Source organism: Bacillus atrophaeus, assembly GCF_039519175.1.
Classification (GTDB): Bacteria; Bacillota; Bacilli; order Bacillales; family Bacillaceae; genus Bacillus; species Bacillus atrophaeus.
In genome coordinates, this window is record NZ_CP154443.1 from 2,473,657 (window position 1) to 2,495,256 (window position 21,600).

General features: G+C 44.6%; 22 protein-coding genes and 2 pseudogenes. 15 read left to right on the forward strand and 9 right to left on the reverse strand.

What is annotated here, in order from left to right; all coding sequences use genetic code 11:
• The first annotated feature begins 63 nt into the window (after window positions 1–63).
• The 5 genes from AAHT65_RS12445 to AAHT65_RS12465 all read left to right on the forward strand — a co-directional run bounded on the left by AAHT65_RS12445 (window position 64) and on the right by AAHT65_RS12465 (window position 4,834).
• A complete protein-coding gene (locus AAHT65_RS12445) occupies window positions 64–513 on the forward strand; it encodes a GNAT family N-acetyltransferase (protein WP_343311536.1) in 450 nt (149 codons plus the stop codon).
• A 71-nt stretch (window positions 514–584) separates the two neighbouring features.
• A complete protein-coding gene (locus AAHT65_RS12450; protein ID WP_343310301.1) occupies window positions 585–1,577 on the forward strand; it encodes an acryloyl-CoA reductase in 993 nt (330 codons plus the stop codon).
• A 176-nt stretch (window positions 1,578–1,753) separates the two neighbouring features.
• Entirely contained in the window at window positions 1,754–2,716 is a 963-nt protein-coding gene (locus AAHT65_RS12455) for an ABC transporter substrate-binding protein (protein WP_343310302.1), read from the forward strand.
• A gap of 76 nt (window positions 2,717–2,792) precedes the next feature.
• Window positions 2,793–3,830, forward strand: a complete 1,038-nt coding sequence (locus AAHT65_RS12460; RefSeq protein WP_343310304.1) for an iron ABC transporter permease — start codon at window positions 2,793–2,795, stop codon at window positions 3,828–3,830.
• A complete protein-coding gene (locus tag AAHT65_RS12465) occupies window positions 3,827–4,834 on the forward strand; it encodes a FecCD family ABC transporter permease (protein ID WP_277714519.1) in 1,008 nt (335 codons plus the stop codon). Before AAHT65_RS12460 ends, AAHT65_RS12465 begins: the two co-directional genes overlap by 4 nt.
• 28 nt (window positions 4,835–4,862) lie before the next feature.
• Here AAHT65_RS12465 and AAHT65_RS12470 read toward each other — a convergent pair whose 3' ends face one another.
• Complete coding sequence (locus tag AAHT65_RS12470; protein ID WP_061571145.1) at window positions 4,863–5,441, reverse strand: histidine phosphatase family protein; 579 nt, start codon at window positions 5,439–5,441, stop codon at window positions 4,863–4,865.
• Window positions 5,442–5,514: 73 nt separating this feature from the next.
• Window positions 5,515–5,616: pseudogene (locus tag AAHT65_RS12475) on the reverse strand (hypothetical protein); the annotation flags it as partial.
• A gap of 10 nt (window positions 5,617–5,626) precedes the next feature.
• Between AAHT65_RS12475 and AAHT65_RS12480 the strand changes: the two are divergent.
• The 6 genes from AAHT65_RS12480 (at window position 5,627) to AAHT65_RS12505 (ending at window position 12,603) form a co-directional block, all read left to right on the forward strand.
• Window positions 5,627–5,953, forward strand: coding sequence for a hypothetical protein (locus AAHT65_RS12480; protein WP_010788150.1), 327 nt, complete (start codon window positions 5,627–5,629; stop codon window positions 5,951–5,953).
• A 594-nt stretch (window positions 5,954–6,547) separates the two neighbouring features.
• On the forward strand, window positions 6,548–8,263 hold the full coding sequence (locus AAHT65_RS12485) for an acyl-CoA dehydrogenase family protein (protein WP_277714520.1): 1,716 nt from the start codon (window positions 6,548–6,550) through the stop codon (window positions 8,261–8,263).
• A 15-nt stretch (window positions 8,264–8,278) separates the two neighbouring features.
• Window positions 8,279–9,163 (forward strand): NAD(P)-dependent oxidoreductase, encoded by an 885-nt coding sequence (locus AAHT65_RS12490; protein WP_010788152.1) that lies wholly within the window; start codon window positions 8,279–8,281, stop codon window positions 9,161–9,163.
• A 21-nt stretch (window positions 9,164–9,184) separates the two neighbouring features.
• Complete coding sequence (locus AAHT65_RS12495; RefSeq protein WP_106047341.1) at window positions 9,185–10,639, forward strand: CoA-acylating methylmalonate-semialdehyde dehydrogenase; 1,455 nt, start codon at window positions 9,185–9,187, stop codon at window positions 10,637–10,639.
• Window positions 10,640–10,737: 98 nt separating this feature from the next.
• Window positions 10,738–11,523, forward strand: a complete 786-nt coding sequence (locus tag AAHT65_RS12500; protein ID WP_035175435.1) for an enoyl-CoA hydratase-related protein — start codon at window positions 10,738–10,740, stop codon at window positions 11,521–11,523.
• Window positions 11,524–11,538: 15 nt separating this feature from the next.
• Window positions 11,539–12,603 (forward strand): enoyl-CoA hydratase/isomerase family protein, encoded by a 1,065-nt coding sequence (locus AAHT65_RS12505; protein WP_106047340.1) that lies wholly within the window; start codon window positions 11,539–11,541, stop codon window positions 12,601–12,603.
• Window positions 12,604–12,984: 381 nt separating this feature from the next.
• Here AAHT65_RS12505 and AAHT65_RS21640 read toward each other — a convergent pair whose 3' ends face one another.
• From AAHT65_RS21640 to AAHT65_RS12515, 3 genes and pseudogenes are all read right to left on the reverse strand, one after another.
• On the reverse strand, window positions 12,985–13,500 hold the full coding sequence (locus tag AAHT65_RS21640) for a methyl-accepting chemotaxis protein (RefSeq protein WP_371176577.1): 516 nt from the start codon (window positions 13,498–13,500) through the stop codon (window positions 12,985–12,987).
• A 288-nt stretch (window positions 13,501–13,788) separates the two neighbouring features.
• Window positions 13,789–14,166: pseudogene (locus tag AAHT65_RS21645) on the reverse strand (protoglobin domain-containing protein); the annotation flags it as partial.
• A gap of 274 nt (window positions 14,167–14,440) precedes the next feature.
• Window positions 14,441–16,033, reverse strand: coding sequence for an FAD-dependent oxidoreductase (locus tag AAHT65_RS12515; protein WP_373422320.1), 1,593 nt, complete (start codon window positions 16,031–16,033; stop codon window positions 14,441–14,443).
• Window positions 16,034–16,106: 73 nt separating this feature from the next.
• Here AAHT65_RS12515 and AAHT65_RS12520 point away from each other — a divergent pair, with 73 nt between their 5' ends.
• Entirely contained in the window at window positions 16,107–16,964 is an 858-nt protein-coding gene (locus tag AAHT65_RS12520; RefSeq protein ID WP_003327697.1) for an SDR family oxidoreductase, read from the forward strand.
• A gap of 30 nt (window positions 16,965–16,994) precedes the next feature.
• On the opposite strand, the gene AAHT65_RS12525 is transcribed toward AAHT65_RS12520, so the two are convergent.
• Window positions 16,995–17,228: an IDEAL domain-containing protein gene (locus tag AAHT65_RS12525; protein WP_003327696.1), complete on the reverse strand. Its 234-nt coding sequence runs from the start codon at window positions 17,226–17,228 to the stop codon at window positions 16,995–16,997.
• A gap of 326 nt (window positions 17,229–17,554) precedes the next feature.
• On the opposite strand from AAHT65_RS12525, the gene AAHT65_RS12530 reads away from it, so the two are divergent.
• Together AAHT65_RS12530 and AAHT65_RS12535 are read left to right on the forward strand one after the other, a co-directional pair.
• Window positions 17,555–18,130: a competence protein ComK gene (locus tag AAHT65_RS12530; protein ID WP_010788160.1), complete on the forward strand. Its 576-nt coding sequence runs from the start codon at window positions 17,555–17,557 to the stop codon at window positions 18,128–18,130.
• Window positions 18,131–18,347: 217 nt separating this feature from the next.
• Window positions 18,348–18,620: an excalibur calcium-binding domain-containing protein gene (locus AAHT65_RS12535; protein ID WP_003327694.1), complete on the forward strand. Its 273-nt coding sequence runs from the start codon at window positions 18,348–18,350 to the stop codon at window positions 18,618–18,620.
• A 27-nt stretch (window positions 18,621–18,647) separates the two neighbouring features.
• Here the strand turns inward: AAHT65_RS12535 and AAHT65_RS12540 are convergent, their stop codons facing one another.
• The 3 genes from AAHT65_RS12540 to AAHT65_RS12550 form a co-directional block, all read right to left on the reverse strand.
• Window positions 18,648–20,135: a sodium:solute symporter family protein gene (locus tag AAHT65_RS12540; RefSeq protein ID WP_106359821.1), complete on the reverse strand. Its 1,488-nt coding sequence runs from the start codon at window positions 20,133–20,135 to the stop codon at window positions 18,648–18,650.
• The gene (locus AAHT65_RS12545) at window positions 20,132–20,332 is read right to left on the reverse strand and encodes a DUF3311 domain-containing protein (protein WP_003327692.1); all 201 of its coding nucleotides are present in this window, start codon (window positions 20,330–20,332) and stop codon (window positions 20,132–20,134) included. Before AAHT65_RS12545 ends, AAHT65_RS12540 begins: the two co-directional genes overlap by 4 nt.
• Window positions 20,333–20,456: 124 nt before the next feature.
• Window positions 20,457–20,822 (reverse strand): hypothetical protein, encoded by a 366-nt coding sequence (locus tag AAHT65_RS12550; RefSeq protein WP_094231765.1) that lies wholly within the window; start codon window positions 20,820–20,822, stop codon window positions 20,457–20,459.
• A 154-nt stretch (window positions 20,823–20,976) separates the two neighbouring features.
• Here AAHT65_RS12550 and AAHT65_RS12555 point away from each other — a divergent pair, with 154 nt between their 5' ends.
• Window positions 20,977–21,600, forward strand: coding sequence for a TVP38/TMEM64 family protein (locus AAHT65_RS12555; protein WP_010788162.1), 624 nt, complete (start codon window positions 20,977–20,979; stop codon window positions 21,598–21,600).

Consider the following 21,600-nt stretch of genomic DNA (forward strand, 5'->3'; position numbering starts at 1 on the left):
ATAAAAAATTCTGATTAATGTAAAATAGGTTCATCTGAATCTTATAGAAAGGGAGAATAAATGATGAACATTTATCAAGCAGAACTGAAGGATATCAAAGGAATCACACCGCTTTTTAATAAATACCGGGAGTTTTATCGCCAAGCGCAAGATCTGGACGGGGCAGAGACGTTTTTGAAAACACGTTTAAAAAATGGAGAATCTGTTATCTTTACGGCAGCGGAAAATGGTGAATATCTTGGATTTGCCCAGCTCTATCCAGTTTTTTCATCCGTGGCGATGAAAAGAACTTACATATTGAATGATTTATTTGTTGCCGAACATGCCCGAAAAAAAGGAGCCGGCCAAAAGCTTTTGGCGGCTGCGAAGGAGTTTGCAGCACAAAATGGAGCGAAGTCGCTGTCGCTTCAAACCGCTACGGACAATCATGCTGCAAGAAGTTTATATGAGCAGAACGGCTATGAAGAGGATACCGATTTTATCCATTACATCTGCAAGGTGCAGACGACATAAAAAACGAAGCTGAATGATTTGGTTTTTCGAAGGCATTTCGGTACGATAGAAGCTAAAAAGGAGTGTGCCGTATGACCAAATCTTTTCAAGCCGTGCTTGCAGAAAAACACGGTGATGATGTATCAGTAAAAGTGACAACTATGACGGATGAAGATTTGCCGCCAGACGGCGTTCTGATCAAAACCGCCTTTTCAGGAATAAACTATAAGGACGGGCTGGCCGGCAAAGCGGGCGGAAATGTTGTCAGAGAATATCCGCTTATTCTGGGGATTGATGCGGCGGGTACTGTCGTATCTTCAAATGATTCCCGGTTTCAAGAGGGAGATGAAGTCATTGCGACAAGCTATGAACTCGGTGTCTCCCGTCATGGCGGGTTGAGCGAGTATGTATCTGTTCCCGGAGATTGGCTTGTCTCTTTGCCTAAGCAACTCTCCCAAAAAGAAGCGATGGTTTACGGAACAGCGGGCTTTACCGCCGCATTGTCCGTCCACCGCCTTGAAGAAAACGGACTGTCCCCGGAAAAGGGCAGTGTACTTGTCACAGGGGCAACCGGAGGCGTAGGAGGCATTGCCATTTCCATCCTGAGTCAGCGGGGATATCATGTCGTTGCGAGCACCGGAAATCAAGCCGCTGCTGATTACCTTAAACAGCTGGGGGCAAATGAAGTGATCAGCCGGGAAGACGTCTATGACGGCAAGCTGAAGGTGTTATCTAAGCAGCAATGGCAGGGAGCTGTCGATCCTGTCGGCGGAAAACAGCTTGCTTCACTTTTAAGCAAGATTCAATATGGCGGCTCTGTCGCTGTCAGCGGATTGACGGGCGGAGGAGAGGTTCCTGCGACGGTATTTCCGTTTATTCTCCGCGGAGTGAATCTGCTGGGAATCGATTCAGTTTACTGTCCGATGGAAACGAGAAAAGCAGTTTGGCAGCGAATGGCTGGAGACTTAAAGCCTGATCATCTGCTGAATATAGTCGACAAAGAGATATCGTTACAGGAAGTGCCTGATGCATTGAACGATATTTTGGAAAATAAAATTCAAGGAAGAGTCATTGTGGAACTATAATAAAGAAAGGTCTCTCGCGAGGGGCCTTTTTTTATTGTTGAATCTATTTAAATAAGTAATAAAAGCAATTGTTGATAATGATTATCATTGTTATTTGTTTCGTCCATGCTATAATATTTCATGGGTATTGCCCTATAGAAGAAAACAATAGAACAAACAGGAGAGAGTTGAAAGCTATGAAGAAAATACTGACAATTCTTACAGTTGTCATACTCGCTGTGACCGCAGCGGCATGCTCTTCTTCAGCAGGCAATAAAAAAAGTGCTGAAGAGCAGATTACAATCAAACATGATTTAGGAAAAACAAAAGTCGCCAAAAACCCAAAACGGGTTGTTGTTCTTGAATTAGGCTTTATCGATACATTATTAGACCTCGGCATTAAACCCGTCGGTGTGGCGGATGATAATAAAGCGAAGCAGCTGATTAACAAGGATGTGCTGAAAAAAATTAACGGCTACACGTCAGTCGGCACCCGGTCGCAGCCCAGCATGGAAAAAATCGCTTCATTAAAACCAGATTTAATCATTGCTGATTCTAGCCGGCACAGCGGAGTGTACGAGCAGCTCCAAAAAATCGCGCCAACGATTGCTTTGGAAAATTTAAACGCAGATTACCAGGATACGCTTGATGCTTCTCTGACAATTGCAAAGGCAGTGGGAAAAGAGAGCGAGATGGAGAAACAGCTGACAGCGCATGAAGAAAAGCTGAGCAATGTAAAAAGAAAGATTGGAGCTCAGGGAGAGTCTGTTCTCTTAATCGGGAATACCAATGACGCAATTACCGCAAGAGATGAAAACTTTTTCACTTCGCGTCTGCTGGCCCAAGTCGGTTACAGATACGCGATCAATAAATCTGACAACAGCAAAACAAGCAACGGAGAATCCGTTAATATGAAGATGACGCTTGAGCAGCTTTTGGATACAGATCCTGATGTTATTGTTTTAATGACAGGGAAAACAGACAATGTAGATCAAGACGGCAAACGGCCGATCGAAAAAGACCCTCTGTGGAAGAAGCTGTCTGCGGTGAAAAACGGACACGTCTATCACGTTGATCGGGCGGTGTGGTCACTTCGCCGCAGTGTTGACGGGGCTGATGCTATTTTAGATGAGATCGAAAAAAATATGCTTCCATCCTAAAACAATATCAAATGCTTTGGTTCGCCGGGGCATTTGATGTTGTTTATTTCATTTTTGAGAGAGGACTGAACACAACATGCGCTCTGTTTCTCAGCAGAAAGAAGGGACGAGAAGCCGGAGAAAGTATGCGCTGCTTGCGGCGTTTCTGATTGCTTTGCTGCTTTTAAGCTTTACGCTATCCATTTCCGCAGGTTCTTCCTATATTCCTATGCCAGACATCATTGATGCGGTATTTCATGACGATGGGTCAAAGCTTCATTCTATTATCCTGTCGATTCGGATTCCGCGTGCCATTGAGGCTGCTTTCATCGGTGCAAATCTGGGCGCCGCGGGCGCGCTGATGCAGGCGATGACCAGAAATGCGCTGGCGTCCCCGGGGATTTTTGGTATAAATGCGGGCGCGTCAGCCGCGGTCGTCTTGCTTCTTGTGGTCTTTCCGGCAGCCGTCCCGCTTCATTTTACAATGATTGGAGCTTTCATGGGCGGGGGCGCGTCAGTTTTGGCGGTTTATGCTGTTTCTTCTTTTTTTAATGAAGGTCAAAAAGAGATTGGCTTTGCGCTGACGGGCATCGTCATTCAGGCGATTTTAGCCTCTATTACCCAGATGTTATTGATCTTTAATGAAGAAAATACAGAAACCATTTTATTTTGGCTTGCGGGTTCTCTTTCAGGAAGCAGTTGGGAAAAAATAGCCTTCTTGATTCCAGTGAGCGTGACTGCGTTGCTTGTTGCGGTGCTGCTGGGGAGAACGGCATCTGTATTAAGTCTTGGCGAAGACGTATCTAAAGCTCTTGGGCAGAAGGTATGGTTCAGCCGAGTGTTGATCGGATTAACCGTCATCGCTTTGGCAGGGGGTTCTGTTTCGGTAGCGGGACCTATCGGGTTTATCGGTTTAATGGTCCCGCATATGGTTCGTTATATGGCCGGAGCTGATTATCGGGTCGTTATTCCCTTGTCCGCTTTGCTCGGCGCTTCTCTCCTGCTGTTTGCGGATATTTCCTCCAGATTTGTGTATTTTCCTTATGAAACGCCTGTCGGTGTGGTAACCGCTTTTATCGGATCGCCTTTCTTTATTTATTTAGCGAGGAAGAGAAAAGAGGGAACTGACAGATGAAAAAAAATACAGCTAAAAAAACTTGGGGAATCATTACGCTGCTTACCATCCTGCTTGTCCTGCTTATTCTTTTTAATTTGAGAATTGGCGATACGCCGATTGCGTTTGCGGACATCATAAAGGCTCTTGTCGGAGTGGGAGACCCGGGTATACAGTTTACGTTATTCGAATTTAGGCTGCCCAGAATCGCCTTGGCGGTGCTTGCAGGCGCTGCGCTTGCGGTCAGCGGCGTCATTGCCCAATCGGTAATGCGGAATCCTTTGGCCGCACCGGACACTCTGGGGCTAACAGGCGGTGCCGGACTTGGGGCGGCAATTGTCACGATTTTGCTTCCGGGGGCACACTCATTTATTTTAGCAGGAGCGGCTTTTAGCGGCAGTGTGGCTGCGGCTGTATTTGTCTATTTGCTTGCGTATCGCGAGGGAATATCTCCCGTGCGATTAGCGCTGGTCGGCTGTGCCGTAAGCGCGTTTTGCCATTCAGGCATCCAGCTTTTGATTTCCAGAATAAGCCCTAATGTAAACAGTGCGTTGGTTTGGCTGAGCGGCAGTTTATGGGGAAGGGAATGGGACGATGTCCTTTCTCTGTTGATATGGGCCGTCATTCTGATTCCTCTTGCTTTGTTTCTGGCTGGACCGATGGACTTGATAAAATCGGGAGATGATATCGCGAAAGGCTTAGGTGTCAGTCTTGAAAAAACCCGGCTTCTTTTGCTCGCCATCACCGTTTTTTTAACCGCGGCGGCAGTGTCGGCAGTGGGGACCATCGGGTTTATCGGCTTGATGACGCCTCATATCGCCAGGAAGCTGGGCGGCTTTTATTCTAAACAATTAATCCCTATCTCCGCTCTAATCGGGGCCATTATTTTATTAACGGCCGATGCTATTGGCAGAGGGCTGATTCCGCCAATTGAAATTCCCGCCGGTTTAATTGTCGCTGTTGTGGGCGGGCCATTTTTTCTATATCAATTATGGAGAGCGTCAAATCGGAGGAAGAAAAGGTAAAGACAGGCGATATAAGCCTGTCTTTATTTTATATATAAGAAGATAAATGGCTGCTCAGGTTGTAATCCTTCACATGCCATTTGTCTTCAATATATTGAATGTTGCTTAAGCATGCATTAACAAGCCTTGTGTTTTCAAGGTTGATTTCTCCGGCGGATATTTCTGACAAAAGGGCGTGAATCGCCACGCCGTGAGCGACAATCAATACCTTTTGGTTTGGGTACGCGTGATTCACCTTTACTAAACCCTCCATCAGCCTGGCTGTTAAGTCTTCTAAAGTCTCCATATTCGGATAGTTTTTATCTGGATAGCGTTTTCTCCGCTCTTCAAGTGACATGCCTTCCGCATCGCCATAGTCCCGCTCTTTGAAATCCTCCATCACTGCAATGGGAAGGTGCAAATATTCATTTATGATTTCTGCTGTTTTTTTCGCTCGTTTCATTGGGCTTGTCACAATGATATCCCAATTAAAGTCCTTTAAATACTCTCCTGTTTCTTTGGCCTGACGCTCTCCCGCTGCGTTTAAAGGAATGTCAGTGCTGCCCTGCAATTTTTTTTGGGCGTTCCAATCTGTTTCTCCATGCCTGACTAAACAAACGGCTGTCATAAAAATCCCACCTTTCGATGTGTCGGTTGTTGATTCGATATATGTTTATTATACTAGAAAACCGAAAAAAGATTTAAACTAAGGCCTCAAATAAAAGAGCCAGCCCAATTACGCCGCCGCTTCCGATTGCTGCGACAATATATTTGCAGTCCGCGCGCCTTTGTACTTCATAAAATGAGGGACCGATGCAGCCATCATCCGGTGCAATATTTGGGGAAGAATATAACCAAGCCTTTAAAAGTAAAATGAAATCAACCACAAAACATTTGGGAATTTTCCATATATTTGTTATGATTGATTTGAAAGCTAAATACGTGCAGAAATCATTTGCTCAAAAGGGAAGTTCTGTTAGATCCCGCCGATGTCCAGCAACTGTATTTGGGAGCGATTCGAAACAGCAGCTGTCTTTACCAGCACGAAGATGGGAAGGTTCGAGAAGACTTCTTTGTTTGGAACAGTTGAGTATGATACCGATTGCGTGCATCATGAACAACTTTAGTGGTGAAAATTAACTTACGCTGCCTCCTATTATGAGCAGCAGTTGCAAGAAATTATGAGGCGGACAGGAATGAGTGAAAAGAAGAAGTTTTTTCGAACATTATTGAAAGGGCTTACAAAAAAATAATTGAAGGGCTTTCGGGAAATGGAAGGAAGAATGATTGAAAGATAAAGAGAAATTTTCCCGGTGGTTAGATGGTGTTTATCGAATATGAATGTTTTCAAAAGCTCTGCAGGTATTTCATAAACGCGCCAGAGAGTCGCGATCTTCCCTGAGTCGCTCGAAATCCGCTGAAGAATTTCAGGACTTTGGCTTTCAGATGGTCATCTATCCGAGGACATCCTTCCCGGGCAGCAGCAAAAGCCTATGAACGAATGGTTCAACACAAAAAGAAGCAATAAAGGATAGGCAAACGAGAAGTAAGCTATATGACACGATAAAAATCCGGATAAAGAAATGGCAAAAAACAATTCTTAACGAAGAACATAAGGCAAAAAACACACCATGAGAAAAGAAGGCGATGATTCGTATCAAGAAAGAGATGTGATCGGATTCATCGCTTTTTTATCACAGTTCATATTCATGAGTGAAAGCGAGGAGGAAAGCGATGGGTAAAGAAGAGCTTAGATGGAATGAACCCTTCATTTCTCATCATGAATCGGCTGCTGAAGTATTTACACCGGAAGATTTTAATGAGGAAGATCAACTTATTTTAAAAACCACAGAATTATTTGTCAAAAACGAAGTAACACCCCTTATTGAATCGATTGATCAGCATGATCACGAGAACGTAAAGAAATTGTTTCAAGAAGCGGGAGCGCTCGGCTTACTCGGTATCGAAGTTCCAGAAGAATATGGCGGACTGTCTCTAAACAAGAAGCTTTCAGGGCTTGTAGCCGAAAAGATGGGAGCTGGCGGATCGTTCAGCGTCTCCTTTAATATTCATGCGGGTGTAGGGACATTGCCATACGTTTATTATGGAACAGAAGAACAAAAACATAAATACCTTCCGAAGCTCGCTGCGGGAGAATGGATCGGAGCGTATGCCCTAACAGAGCCTAGCGCAGGATCAGACGCTTTAAACGCAAAAACGACGGCCGTCTTGAACGAGGAAGGAACAGCCTGGATTTTAAATGGTGAAAAACAGTGGATTACGAACGCGCAAGTGGCTGATGTCTATGTTGTCTTTGCGAAAACGACTGAAGGCATGACCGCATTTATCGTCGAGCGGTCGTTCGAAGGCGTTTCGGTCGGGCCTGAAGAGAAGAAGATGGGGATAAAAGGATCTTCGACAGCAACCTTAATCTTGGAAGAGGTCAGCATTCCAATAGAGAATGTTCTGGGGGAAGTCGGAAAAGGGCATCGCGTGGCCTTGAACATTTTAAACATGGCGCGATTAAAGCTGGCGTTTTCGAACATTGGAACATCGAAACAAGCATTGAAGCTTGCCGTGAACTACGCCAAACAGCGTAAACAGTTTAACAGGCCGATCATCAGTTTTTCCATGATTCAAGAGAAGATTGCGGATATGGCGATTTCGATTTATGGAGCGGAAAGCGCCGCCTACAGGACGGCAGGCAGCTTGGACAATGTTTTTGATTGCGCTGATCCATTAGACGATAGATTGAGAGAACTAGCAACCTATGCATCCGAATGTGCGATCAATAAAGTAAACTGCTCCGATGTACTTGGCCGGATCGTAGATGAAGCGGTACAGATCCACGGCGGCTACGGATACATGCAGGAGTATGAAGTGGAACGATTGTACCGAGATGTACGGATCAACCGGATTTTCGAAGGTACAAACGAAATAAACCGTCTGACGATCGCCAAACTTTTGATGAAAAAAGCGGATCAAAACGGTGGCATAAGGCTTGAAACTCAATTAAGCAAGCAAGAAAACCGAAACAAGCAATTCATTCAGCTGTCTAAGTGGCTTCTCAACAAATCTTTGAAAGCGCTGACAAACTCTGGCGTTAACATTCAGCAGGAGCAAGAATACTCGCGGCTGCTCGCCGACATGAAGAAAGAAATCTATGTGTTGGAATCCGTTGACATTCGGACGAAAAAAGCGATACAAAAGAACGGGAAAGAAAAAGAACGGTTGAAAGAGATGATGACGAACGTCATTTGTGAAGAAAGCTTCCGCAGAATTGAAGAGATGGCGGTGTCCGTTTTATCGGGGGTCGTATCAGATGAGGCCGAAAGAAAACTCGTATTGGAAGAGATTCGCAGCCTTCCTTTGCCCCTCTTCAGCAACCTGTTTACTCAAAAACGCGAAATCGCAGAAAGAATAGCCGATCATGAAAAATATATTGTGTGAACGGAGTGACGTCTTGTGAAAAAAATCGGGTTTATCGGATTGGGAAACATGGGTCTTCCTATGTCGCAAAACTTGCTTCTGTCAAACTTTACTGTGTATGGAATGGATCTGAACAAAGAAGCTGAGATCTCCTTTCATCAAGCAGGAGGAACGATCGGCATATCGGTTGAAAAGATGGTTGAACTCTGTGATGTGATCCTCACAAGCCTTCCTTCATCAAACGCAGCAGAGAAGGTTTTTCTAGGGGAAAAGGGGCTCGTAAGCCTGGCTGAACCCGGCATCCTGCTGATCGATACGAGTACGGTCGCTCCTGAACTGAATCAACGAATTGAAGAGGCAGCCAGGAATAAAGGTGTTGCTTTTCTTGCGGCACCTGTCAGCGGCGGTGTAATAGGGGCGGTCAACCGGACGCTAACCTTTATGGTAGGCGGTGCGAAGTCCGCTTTCGATGAGGCAGTGCCTGTTTTTAAGGCAATGGGCGAGAATATTTTTCACGTAAACGAGAACATCGACAGCGGTACGAACACGAAGTTGATCAACAACCTCTTGATAGGATTTTATACAGCCGGTGTTAGCGAAGCTCTGCATCTTGCAAAAATAAGCAATCTAGATCTTGATCAATTGTTTGAGATGCTGAACGTTAGTTATGGGCAGAGCCGTATTTATGAGCGCAACTATAAAAGTTTTATAGCGGATGATCACTATGAACCAGGCTTTTCTTTGAAGTTGCTGCTCAAAGACCTTGGCTTTGCACTGGATTTAGCTAAAAAGAACAAGGTGGACCTGCCGGTGAGCAAAATCCTCTTTGACCTTTACGAAGAAGCCGAAAAGAACGGATATGGCGAAAAGGATATGTCTGTCTTATACAAAAAAATAAGTGAACAGACGACGACTATTTGATAAGGAAAGGTGATAAAGCAGATGTTGACAACCAATATGAAAAAAATGCAGAACAACATCAATGGAGAATGGGTTGATTCTACAGGCGCCGAAGTCGAAGAAGTGATCAATCCTGCAAACGGAAAAATAATCGCTTATGTACCTCTATCTACGAGAGCGGATGTAGATCGCGCCGTACAGGCCGCTCAACATGCTTATCAGACTTGGTCATTGGTGCCTGTGCCCAACCGGTCAAGACTTTTATACAAATACCTGCAGCTTCTTCAAGAGCAAAAAGAACAGTTGGCAGAAATCATTACGATGGAAAACGGCAAAACGTTAAAGGATGCCCGCGGAGAAGTGCAGCGGGGAATCGAAGTCGTTGAGCTTGCGACCGCAACACCCACTTTAATGATGGGAGAATCCCTGCCCGGGATAGCAAACGGCATCGATGGATCGATCTGGCGCTATCCTTTAGGAGTCGTTGCCGGAATTACGCCATTTAACTTTCCAATGATGGTTCCCCTGTGGATGTTTCCACTCGCCATCGCGTGCGGAAACACGTTCGTCCTAAAAGCTTCAGAACGTACACCTATACTCGCAGAGAAACTGGTAGAGCTGTTCTATGAATCAGGTTTTCCTAAAGGTGTCCTCAACCTCGTACATGGAGCAAAGGATGTCGTGAACGGTATATTGGAGAATGAAGATATCAAAGCCGTTTCCTTCGTTGGTTCAGAGCCGGTGGCAAGGCATGTGTATCAAACGGGTACAGCTAACGGAAAACGCGTTCAGGCGCTTGCCGGCGCTAAAAACCATGCGATTGTCCTGGCGGATTGCCATCTTGAAAAAACAGTACAGGGCATCATTGGAGCGGCGTTCGGCAGCAGCGGGGAACGCTGTATGGCATGCTCTGTGGCAGCGGTCGTTGATGAGATCGCCGATGAATTTATGGAATTGCTCGTTTCTGAAACACGAAAGCTGGAAACAGGAGACGGCAGATCCGAGAATCACTTTGTCGGCCCGCTGATACGTGAAGTCCACAAAAACCGCGTCCTTGATTATATAGACAGCGGTATTAAAGAAGGCGCCGCATTGGCCGTAGACGGACGCGATCCGGATATTCAGGAAGGATACTATGTGGGGGCCACCATTTTCGATCATGTGAACCCGGACATGAAAATATGGCAGGACGAAATCTTCGCGCCGGTATTGAGTGTCGTACGAGTAAAAGACATTGATGAGGGAATCGAACTTGCCAATAAGTCCAATTTTGCCAACGGTGCTGTGATCTACACGTCGAGCGGCAAAAGCGTGCAGCAGTTCCGCGACAAAATTGATGCCGGTATGATCGGCGTGAATGTCAATGTACCGGCTCCAATGGCGTACTTCTCCTTCGCAGGGAATAAAGCCTCTTTCTATGGAGATCTTGGGACAAACGGAAAAGACGGCGTCCAATTTTACACACGCAAAAAAGTCGTCACCGAACGCTGGTTTTAACCTGAGAATCTCTAAAATAGGATCCCTCTAATTGCAGGACAAAACCTTTAGAGGGGTCTTTCTATTGAACAGCTAGCTTCAATCGGGAGGGATAAATGTTGAGCTACAAATATATAACGCTTGAAAAGGAAAATGATATCACGACCGTCACATTGAACAATCCGCCGGCAAATACACTATCCTCTTCCTGTATCGCTGAAATGCGATCCCTTTTTCAGGAACTGGCCCAAGATGATGATACAAAAGCGATTATCATTACAGGAGCGGGCCGCTTCTTTGCGGCAGGAGCGGACATAAAAGAATTCGTTTCAAAATTAGGGGACCAGGAACAAGGGTTGGCGCTCGCCGAAGGAGGACAGGCGCTCTGTGATGAAATCGAAGCGCTAAAAAAACCCGTCATTGCTGCGATAAACGGACCAGCTCTTGGCGGAGGTCTTGAACTGGCGATGAGCTGCCACTTCAGAATCATATCAGATCAGGCTACAGTAGGTCTTCCGGAATTAAAGCTCGGTCTGATTCCAGCGTTTGGAGGTACACAGCGGCTTCGCAATATAACAGATACTGCCACAGCACTTGATCTCATCCTGACGAGCCGAACACTTTCAGCTCATGAGGCAGTAGAGCTTAAGATCGCGAAGCTGGCCGTGAAGAAAGAAGAAGTGTTGAAGACGGCAAGAGCTGTCGCGGCGTCATTTCTGGAAGGAAAAAGCATGACCAGTGTCATGCGGGCAGTGGAATGTATCATACAAGGGAGCAACGAGAGCATGGAACAAGGGCTGGAAAGGGAACGAAAAAGGTTTGCCGAGCTGTTTTTGACGTCCGATGCCAAAGAAGGAATCCACGCATTTGTTGAGAAACGCAAACCAGACTTTCACCATTCATAAAAGGAGAGGATCAAGATGTCCGATGAAGTTTTGTTTTCCGTCAATCAAAACGGAGCCGCAACCATTGTTCTGAACCGCCCGAAAGCTCTCAACTCACTATCTTATGAAATGGTTCGGCTGATTGGTGAAAAATTAAGAGAATGGAAGACAGATCATAGCGTTTCTGTCGTGGTCATCAAAGGCGCAGGTCCAAAAGGGCTTTGTGCCGGCGGCGATATTAAGGCACTCTATGAAGCTCGTTCGTCAACATCGGCTTTGCAAGATGCAGAGCGATTTTTCGAAAAAGAATATGAGGTCGACATGGCAGTCTATCAATTTCCGAAGCCGGTCATCGCCTGCTTGGACGGCATCGTGATGGGTGGAGGGGTAGGCCTGACGTATGGGGCCAGTCATCGGATTGTGACGGAGAGGACGAAATGGGCGATGCCCGAAATGAATATCGGTTTCTTTCCCGACGTCGGCGCAGCCTGTTTTTTAAACAAAGCTCCGGGACACTTGGGGCGATATCTCGGATTAACGGCGTCTGTCATCCATGCCGCTGATGTGCTGTATATGAACGGTGCAGACATCTACATGGAGAGCGGCGCTTTAGAGCGATTGATCCAAAAAGTGGAACATACGGACTGGAACCTTGTAAACGTTGAGGAAAGGCTTGATCAGATGATCGGGGAATGTAAAGCGGAGCCACCTCAAGAGAGCAAGCTCGCTTCTTATCAAAAAGCGATCGATCATCATTTTAGATTTGATACGTTGGAAGAGATCCTTCAGTCGCTCGACGAAAGCGAGGGAAGCGATTTTAGCGTGAATGTAAAAAAACTGCTTCTTTCCAAGTCTCCATTTTCATTGAAGATCACGCTAAAACAACTGATCGACGGCAAGCATAAAACGCTGGAAGAATGCTTTGCCACGGATCTGGTACTGGCAAAGAACTTTTTGAAGCATAACGATTTCTTTGAAGGTGTACGATCCGTCCTTATCGACCGTGATCAATCACCGAACTATGAATATCAACACGTTTCAGATGTAACCGATGAAGCGGTGAATCAGTTCTTTCAACCTTCTGAATCTGCCCAATTTTAACAGCGAGGGGTGATCGTCATATACGGGCCCTTTACACGGCATTCTCTCATTGAGGTTCAAATAGATGATCGGAAGACAAAATGGTAAGAAAAATAATCTGATAATACACCCAAAAGGATATAAATGTAAATTCAAAAAGAGAGCGATCGGACATTTGGCATCATTTTTTTGCGTTTTGCATGAAATTATATGATTTTATGAAAAAGCATTGAACTTGACACCAGCAAGTATCTATCAGTTTTATCATCTCGTAACCTCCAACTCTGTAAAATATGGTTATACTTTAAACGCCGCTGTTTTATATGTCAGCTTTTATTTTAATTCGGTTAACAAATGAAATAACAAAAAACCAGCCGATGTAAGGCTGGTTTTTTTGTTATTCTATTCTTCTGTCAAAATCACAAGAGAATCTACAGAAGAAGCCACATGGGAAACTGCACGGCTCACTTCTTGAAGGCCCCCGAGAAAGGCTTGAAGATCGACATCAATTCTGCCGGTTTGGTCTTTGCTGACTTTCATGCTGTTGACAATGTCATCAAACAGGCGGTTGATTTGAGCCATTTTTTCTTTACTTTCCGTTACAAGATGGTTCACATCTTTAATATGCTTTGACACGATGTTGATTTGCGTGTTCGTATTGTTAACGAGTTCGGATACTGTCGAAACTGTCTTTTTCGTATCTTCAGAAAGTTTTCGAACTTCGTTGGCGACAACGGCAAAGCCTTTGCCATGCTCACCGGCCCGTGCCGACTCAATCGAGGCGTTTAAAGACAGAAGATTCGTTTGCTCGGCTATGCCGGTGACGATGCCGAAAATCTTCTCAATTTGTTGGGCGATATCATTCAGCTTCTCCATTTCTTTCTCAATTTGGACAAGGCTGCTGTCAATTTTGTTCATTTGTTTTTGCTGGATTTCCAATTCTTTTTTTCCGCCGATTGATTTTTCTTCTACATGAATAGAAGTAACAGTGCCCGCTTTGGACGCTTCAGAGATGCCTTCGGATTTGTCGACAAGCTCCTGTACGGAACGTGTTGTTTCTGAAAAAAGATTTGCCAATGAGCCGGATGTTTCCTGGATTTTCTGGTGAAGAACGGCTTTCTTTTCCTCTTGATCATCCCGGCTTTGTCTGTACTCATCTTGAAATGCTTCAAGTACAAGCTGCTGCTCCAGATTTAATATTTTTGTCGTTGCTTTGATGGCTTTAAGAAGCTCTTGATGGTCTGAAATGGATCGTTCATAAATGCTGATCATGGAGAGCAGCAAATCCTGAAAAGCGCCCATGTACCATTTCGGAAGCAGCCCGATTTTTAAATGAATCGAGGCGATTCTGTTTCTTTTTTCAATAAATTCATCATTGATCACGCCACCAAACATTTCCTGAATATGCCGTTTTAACGTTTGTTTCAAGCGGTCGACCGAGCTGTGGTCATTAATGATGTCCATTAAAGAGCTTTCATGACCCAAGTTTTCATAAAAAGCATCTACGATACTTACTATATTCTCTTTAATCAGAGGCTGCAGTTCCTGTAAGACATGGAGTTCTGCATCCTCTAATCTGACCATTCTAAGTTGTTTTTTTACATCTGAAAACCGATCTGTCAGTTGAATCCGGTTTTTTTCTTGAACAGGTGAAGCTGAAAAATAAGCCGTATCTTTTTTTCTGTCTTTTTTAAATAACAATGTGTGGTCCCCCAGATCATATTCTCTTTGGCTATTTTGCCTTTTTCTTTTTTATCGGTATACGGGGAGCATGAATGAAGGTAATAGGGCAAAATATTTTCCTATTATTTGATTTTTTAGCGGAATTAGAAAAACCGTTCTGCAAGCATGAACGGTTTTAGTCATTCTTTATTTGTTTCAGCGGCTTAATGGCAGGGCCTTCCGCCACCTCGCCGTTTGGCTTGAAGCGGGACCCGTGGCACGGGCAGTCCCATGTGTGCTCGCCGTCGTTCCATTCAACTTCGCAGCCTAAATGCGTGCAGGTCGTATCAACGAGATGCAAGCACCCTTGTTCATCTCTATATGCACCGGCTCTTTTGCCGTTTACGGTGACGATTTTTCCTTCTCCCGTTTCTACATCCTCCGGTGTCACATCCGGTTTTTCAAGCTTTCCTTTAATGAAATGCTTGGCGACATCGGCATTGTAGGAAATGATCTTTTTTAAGCCGGGATCGGGATGGAAACGGGACGGAGTGAAGATGTTTGCGTATGAATTCTGTTTGTTTTCAATATGGTCAGACAAGATGTTTGCCGCAACGGCTGAACTTGTCATCCCCCATTTTTTAAACCCGGTGGCGACAAGGATATTGTCTTCGTTTTTTGAGATCGGCCCGATGAATGGGATTTTGTCAATGCTGACAAGATCTTGGGTTGACCAGTGATACGGAATGCTTTCAATTCCGATTGTGTTTTCTGCGAACTGTTTCAGCGCTTCGTAATGCTCTGACATTTCTTTTCCCTGACCGGTTTTGTGGCTTTCACCGCTCACCAGAACAAGCTTGTCTCCGTTCATCTCGGTATATCGGAGCGATCTTGACGGCTGATCAATACTTAAATACATGCCTTCCGGGTATTCGATTTTCGGTTTAACTGCAAGAATATAAGATCTGTCAGAGTACATTCTGGCAGAATATAACCCGCCGCCGTCATAAAAAGGAAAGTGTGAACAGCATACAATATATTTGCTTTTAATGGCGTGTCTGTTTTTAGTTACAACCTCAGGCAGCACGCCTTTTTTAATATCAAGCGCCGCTGTCTGCTCAAAAATCCGCCCGCCGTTCTTTACGATGTCATCAAGCAGGGCTGTGAGGTAAAGCAGCGGATGAAACTGAGCCTGATGCTTCATGACAAGCCCCAACTTGATATCAACGGGGACAGGCAGTTCCTTAACAAGTTCCCGCTCTATCCCAAGCTTTGTATAGGCCTCGTGCTCGTCCCTGATTTTTTTGACAGATGACTCGCTCGTTGCGTAAATATACGCATCCTGTTCTGTAAAATCGCAAGAAATCTGTTTCTCCTTCACAATATCTTTAATGTAAAAAAGCGCTTTTTGGTTGGCTTCATAATAGAGCCTCGCGTTTGGCATGCCGATATGATTGATTAACTCGTCATATATCAAGTCATGCTGGGCCGTGATTTTTGCCGTGGTATGGGCTGTTGTTCCGTTCAGAACTTGATTGGCTTCAATCAGCGTCACACGGAAGCCTCTTTTTGTCAGTTCATAGGCTGTAGTGATTCCGGTTATTCCGCCGCCGATAATCGTCACATCAGTTTCTGTATCTTCCTGAAGTTCGGGAAAAGAGGGGACATCCGCTGATGCTCTCCAATATGACTCCGGAGCGTTGTCGTGTGAAAACGGTTGAGTAGTCACGAAATAATACCTCCCTTGCAAGTTATTCTTAATTTTTCCATTATGCTCATATTCATACATCTAATAAATCATGTGATAGAAAGCTTTCTTTTTTCATAAAATAAAAAGGTTTATTGAGAAAGGAGTGATACGTTTGACGAATCAAAAAAAGAAAACATTGCCGCCCCAGCATCAGAACCAGCAGCCGGGTTTTGAATATGTCATGGACCCGCGGCCGGTGTTTGATAAGCCGAAAAAAGAGAAGAAGCTGGAGGGGAAAACGGCTATTATCACCGGAGGCGACAGCGGAATCGGACGCGCCGTTTCTGTGTTATTTGCTAAGGAAGGCGCAAATGTTGTCATTGTGTATTTAAATGAACATAAGGATGCGGAAGAGACGAAGCAATATGTAGAGAACGAAGGCGTGAAGTGTCTGCTGATTGCAGGCGATGTCGGAGATGAAGCTTTTTGTAATGATATCGTAAGACAGGCGAGCCAAGCGTTTCCGTCCATTGATATTCTGGTGAACAACGCGGCAGAGCAGCATGTGCAGACAGGTATTGAAAAAATCACAAGCCACCAGCTGGTCAGAACATTTCAGACCAATATCTTCTCCATGTTCTACTTAACAAAGGCTGTATTGCCGCATCTGAAAAAAGGATGCTCGATTATTAACACAGCCTCCATCACGGCCTATCAAGGAAATGAAAGGCTGATTGATTATTCAGCAACTAAAGGAGCCATTGTTACGTTCACACGGTCGCTTTCTCAATCTCTTGTCAAACAGGGGATCAGGGTAAATGCTGTGGCGCCCGGTCCGATTTGGACTCCGCTCATTCCGGCAAGCTTTGCGGCTAAAGATGTAGAAGTTTTCGGTTCAGATGTGCCGATGGAACGGCCGGGACAGCCTGTTGAAGTGGCTCCAAGCTACTTATACTTAGCCAGTGATGACTCGACTTATGTAACGGGGCAGACGATTCATGTCAACGGGGGAACAATTGTAAACGGATAATATAAAAAAGCCAATCCATGTAGGATTGGCTTATTCACTCTGCTTGAGAGCGGCATATTCTTTAGAGAGCGTAAGGAACGCTTCTTTATCTTTTTCATCTAACGCTTTATTGATTTTATCAGTCAGCATGGTCAACCGACGCTTAAACAAGGATTCATCGAGCACCATTTGAATGTAAATATCCATCATCGTTACATCAAATTCTTTTGTTTTTTGCGTGTTGCGGGACTTCATGAGCTCAGTGTACGATTTTTTCTCTTTCATAAAGAATCCCCCCAATGCCTTTTTTTAAGTATATGGATTACGGTCAGAAAAATCAATAAATTTTTATAATTTTTAGACAACTAATACTTGGAAAAATATCGACATATCCTGCAAAAAGCGGAGAGGAACAAATGTTTAAAGGGTAGAAAGATAGAAAATAGTATCGGTGATAAGAAGAAATATTATTTTAAATAGTAATATAGAACTAATAACTACCTTTAAAAGATTATTTTGAACTGTTTTGAAAAAAATCCTGTCGTTTTATTTACGTTGATGATAGATTATTAAGTATAAATTTTGCAAAAAAAAGAAATGGAGGAAGTATCATGAGTCAGAAAACTGACGCACCCCTAGACACCTACGAAGTAAACAGCTCAACAATCGCCGTATTGCCCGAACCGATGAACGGGAAAATGTACTCAAAGATCATTGAAAAGGACTGCACGTTTTATGTCAGCATGAAGCCGCTGCAAATTGTCGACCGAAGCTGCCGTTACTTTGGCTCAAGTTATGCGGGAAGAAAAGCGGGAACCTATGAAGTGATTAACATTTCTCACAAGCCGCCGATCATGGTGGACCTTTCCAACCATATCTTTTTATTCCCTACACTTTCTTCAACAAGACCCCAATGCGGCTGGATTTCACACGTGCATGTAAAAGAATTTAAAGCCACGGAATTCGACGATACAGCTGTGACCTTTTCCAATGGAAAAACAATGGAGCTCCCGGTCTCCTGCAATTCGTTCGAAAACCAGGTCTACCGCACGGCATGGCTCAGAACAAAATTCCAAGACCGGGTCGAACACGCGCCAAAACGGCAGGAATTCATGCTGTACCCGAAGGAAGAACGCACGCGGATGATTTATGATTTTATTTTGCGCGAGCTGGGCGAGCGGTACTGAGGGAATAATGGGAACAGGCCCACAAAACGTTAATCCTATTATGAATGTGCGGCTGAAGATGTGTGAACGCTGAAGTTTGATCAAAGATCATACTTGAGCCGGCCAAAAAGATGCGCTTGATATCTCAATCTTTCTTCCTATTTATATTGTAAATGGCGATTATTTCAATTATGATAAATCTAGCTATGAAACAACTGCAAATAGGGGGATGGATGAGATGTTTAAAAAGGCAGCTGCCGTTCTGTTGTGCTTAGGCCTGATTTTCGGTTTTTCTTACGGGGCAGATCATACAGCAGAAGCAAAGACAAAGGTGAAGACGTATAAAAATTGTAAAGCGCTGAACAAAGATTATAAGGGCGGGGTTGCCCGTTCAGCTAAGGTGAAGAATAAAGGCGGAAAAACGAAGTACAAGCCTTACGTCTCAAAGGCGCTGTATGACGCTAATAAAAAGAGCGACCGTGATAAGGATTACATCGCGTGCGAACGGTAATACCGGCAAAAAAGCAATCTGAACATGTCAGATTGCTTTTTTATTATACGATGCGTGACCGGCTGAGCCGGCCTTTGTTTTCCTTGTCCACATGCTGACAGCCATCATAACTGTAACATTGAGCAGCAGGGCGATGATGCCTACATTCAAATCTTTCATCATTTGAGGCAAAAACGGCAGCAATGTTCCGATTGTCGTTTCGGTCAGCGTAATATATGCGACTGCGCCGACTCCTGTTATAATGCCGGCAAAAGCGCCTTGTTTTGTCACGAAACGGTGTTTCGGCAGGCTGAAAAGCAGTGCCGGGAACAGTTGAGTGACAAGGCTGTATCCCATCAGGAGCAGAGTGACAATGGTGTTTCCGCCTTTGAATGTAAAGTACACTGAAATCAGAGCAATAACGGGAACGGTGTATTTCGCCAATGTTGTCACGTGCTGTTCAGCGGTGTTCGGAGCAAGTGCCTGATACACATTTTTGGCAAACAATGTGGAGGCGGCCATTAAAATCATGGAGCCCGGCACAAGAGCCGTGAGTAATCCCGCTGCTCCGATGACCCCGACAATCCAAGGGTCAAATGTCTGAAGAGACAGCCTCAAGAGAGACAAATCCGCATCCGCACCTTTCAATCCCGGAACCTGTAAAATCGCAGCAAAACCGACAAAAAGGACAAATAACAGGACAAGCTGATATAAAGGCATAATCATGGCATTTTTCCGAAATACTTTTGGGTTTTCCGCTGAATAGGAAGCTGCGAAGGTATGGGGCCACATGTAAAATCCGAGTGCTGTTAATAATACGGTTGAGCTGAACCAAGAGACGCCCTGTCCGCTTTCCGGCAGGGTGAGAAAGCCGGGTTTTGCCGCGTCGAGCTGTTGGAACATGTCCTGAAAACCGCCATAGTAATGAAAGGGCAGGTAAAGTCCGAGAAACAAAGCCACGACCAATATTAAAATATCTTTGACAACCGATATCCAAGCCGACCCGTGAATGCCGGAAACCATAACATAAACCGTGGTGGAAACGGCCCCGATCCAAATGGCCGCAGCCGGGGTGATTTGCCCGTAGGATGTTTCTGATACAATTAACCCGAGCCCTTTCAGCTGTAAAACAAGATAAGGAATCAGCGCCGCAATTCCGACTAAGGAGACAATGATGCCCAGCAGAGGACTATCATATTTTTTGATGAAAAAGTCGGATTGTGACATAAGCTTGTGCTCTTTAGAATATGTCCAGACGGCTGGTAGAAGCCAATAAGATATGATATAGGCCAAACAACCGTAAGCGATGATATAAAAGGCCGGCCCGCCTTTGCCGTAAGCCCAGCCGCTTCCGCCTAAAAATGTAAAGGTGGTATAAATTTCTCCCGCCATAAGCAAAAAGACAAAGATAGTGCCGAACCCGCGTCCTCCGACCGTCCATTGCTCAAGGTTCATATCTTTTCCTTTTTTGGCCCGTATGCCAAGGTACATGCAAAATAAGAGTACACTAAAAATAATGATCAGCGCTGCATTCATTTTGTCCCACCTTCCTTATTTTCCTTGTCCAAGACATATACAATGGTCATCAGTACAGAGGTCAAGAGCGCCCACATGACAATGTAAGCAAGAATAAAGGGCATACCGAAAAGGTAAGGAGTGACTTTGTTGGCAAATTGAATCCCGAATAAAATTCCGATAAAGGGTAAAGCCGCAAGTACATGAATCAGTTTCATAATGCTCCTCCTTATCTGTCGAAAATCAAGGGTTCGGCTGACGGGGTTAATAATACGTGTTTCGAATTATAAATAAAATGTTTCAATTTGTATAGTGTGAATTGTCTGTTAATTATAATTTACGTCAGTTGCTTTTTTCAGCCGCAAATAAATAATGCTCCAGTAATCCGCTTACCTGCTCCCGAATCCGCGGATTGAAGTAACGGTGATTTTCCTCGTACCCGTTGATGGCGAACACATAAAACGTAAACGCATCATCCCGGTCCGCCTGATGAATTTTAATCTTCCTTTTCCGCAGTTCTTGTCGTATGCCGATCAAATCCTTTTGTGCTATTTTTATTGATTGTTTGATAAGTTGTATATAGGGCTGTTTCAGTTTGAGTGTGCTTTTTCCGATGCTGTCCAGGTCGCGGTTTAAAATCGTGATGGCCATCGGCAAAAAGAGCGCCCTTTCAATGATGTCATATACTTCTGCCTTTGTGTTTGGCATGTAAGTCCCTTCTTTCTTTGGGAACGTTTGTTCTTATTTGTATTCTATATCGGCATAAGAAATGTTTCAAGGTCTGAGAAAAAAGACCGAAATTTTTTAGTTTTTTGCCGATAATGTGTAGAATAAGGATAGACAAACCTGATGAGGAGTATAAATGTTGGAGCATTTTTTTTCTTATTTGACTGAGGATCGTTTAACTGAATTATTTCAGAGCTACAGGGCTTTTGGTCCGTTGATTGCTGTTTTGCTTCCTTTAATTGAAGCATTTCTTCCTTTCTTGCCTTTGATCGTCTTTGTGGTGGCGAATACGAATTCCTTCGGATTGTGGGAAGGGTTTATCTTGTCCTGGCTGGGATCAACTGCCGGATCGGTGCTTGTTTTTTTTATCGTCCGCAGATACGGGCAGAGGAGAATTCTCGGATTTATCCGCAGACATCAGTCAGTCAGAAAGCTGATGCAGTGGGTGGAAAGGCGCGGCTTTGGACCGCTGTTTATTCTGCTTTGCTTCCCTTTTACGCCGTCAGCAGCGGTGAATGTCGTCGCCGGCTTATCAAGGATTGGAATGCGGCCGTTTATTTTGGCGGCGGCTTCGGGGAAGCTTGTTATGATTTTTATGATCAGCTTCATCGGTTATGATCTCCACGCGCTGATTACTCAGCCTATTCGGACAATCATTGCCGTATTGGTCATTGTTGTATTATGGTATGTCGGCAAGAGAGTGGAACGGCGTTTACATGTGAGAGCCAGTCAGCAGGAAAACGACGGAGGGAGACAATAA

Excerpts from the sequence above, each read along its gene's own strand:
- AAHT65_RS12515 (WP_373422320.1), bottom strand. The coding sequence starts at position 16,033 with ATGTATGAATATGAGCATAATGGAAAAATTAAGAATAACTTGCAAGGG.
- AAHT65_RS12505 (WP_106047340.1), top strand. The coding sequence starts at position 11,539 with ATGTCCGATGAAGTTTTGTTTTCCGTCAATCAAAACGGAGCCGCAACC.
- AAHT65_RS12555 (WP_010788162.1), top strand. The coding sequence starts at position 20,977 with ATGTTGGAGCATTTTTTTTCTTATTTGACTGAGGATCGTTTAACTGAA.
- AAHT65_RS12545 (WP_003327692.1), bottom strand. The coding sequence starts at position 20,332 with ATGAAACTGATTCATGTACTTGCGGCTTTACCCTTTATCGGAATTTTA.
- AAHT65_RS12460 (WP_343310304.1), top strand. The coding sequence starts at position 2,793 with ATGCGCTCTGTTTCTCAGCAGAAAGAAGGGACGAGAAGCCGGAGAAAG.
- AAHT65_RS12550 (WP_094231765.1), bottom strand. The coding sequence starts at position 20,822 with ATGCCAAACACAAAGGCAGAAGTATATGACATCATTGAAAGGGCGCTC.
- AAHT65_RS21640 (WP_371176577.1), bottom strand. The coding sequence starts at position 13,500 with ATGAACAAAATTGACAGCAGCCTTGTCCAAATTGAGAAAGAAATGGAG.
- AAHT65_RS12540 (WP_106359821.1), bottom strand. The coding sequence starts at position 20,135 with ATGAATGCAGCGCTGATCATTATTTTTAGTGTACTCTTATTTTGCATG.
- AAHT65_RS12530 (WP_010788160.1), top strand. The coding sequence starts at position 17,555 with ATGAGTCAGAAAACTGACGCACCCCTAGACACCTACGAAGTAAACAGC.
- AAHT65_RS12450 (WP_343310301.1), top strand. The coding sequence starts at position 585 with ATGACCAAATCTTTTCAAGCCGTGCTTGCAGAAAAACACGGTGATGAT.
- AAHT65_RS12455 (WP_343310302.1), top strand. The coding sequence starts at position 1,754 with ATGAAGAAAATACTGACAATTCTTACAGTTGTCATACTCGCTGTGACC.
- AAHT65_RS12480 (WP_010788150.1), top strand. The coding sequence starts at position 5,627 with ATGCAGCCATCATCCGGTGCAATATTTGGGGAAGAATATAACCAAGCC.
- AAHT65_RS12465 (WP_277714519.1), top strand. The coding sequence starts at position 3,827 with ATGAAAAAAAATACAGCTAAAAAAACTTGGGGAATCATTACGCTGCTT.
- AAHT65_RS12525 (WP_003327696.1), bottom strand. The coding sequence starts at position 17,228 with ATGAAAGAGAAAAAATCGTACACTGAGCTCATGAAGTCCCGCAACACG.
- AAHT65_RS12470 (WP_061571145.1), bottom strand. The coding sequence starts at position 5,441 with ATGACAGCCGTTTGTTTAGTCAGGCATGGAGAAACAGATTGGAACGCC.
- AAHT65_RS12495 (WP_106047341.1), top strand. The coding sequence starts at position 9,185 with ATGTTGACAACCAATATGAAAAAAATGCAGAACAACATCAATGGAGAA.
- AAHT65_RS12535 (WP_003327694.1), top strand. The coding sequence starts at position 18,348 with ATGTTTAAAAAGGCAGCTGCCGTTCTGTTGTGCTTAGGCCTGATTTTC.
- AAHT65_RS12445 (WP_343311536.1), top strand. The coding sequence starts at position 64 with ATGAACATTTATCAAGCAGAACTGAAGGATATCAAAGGAATCACACCG.
- AAHT65_RS12485 (WP_277714520.1), top strand. The coding sequence starts at position 6,548 with ATGGGTAAAGAAGAGCTTAGATGGAATGAACCCTTCATTTCTCATCAT.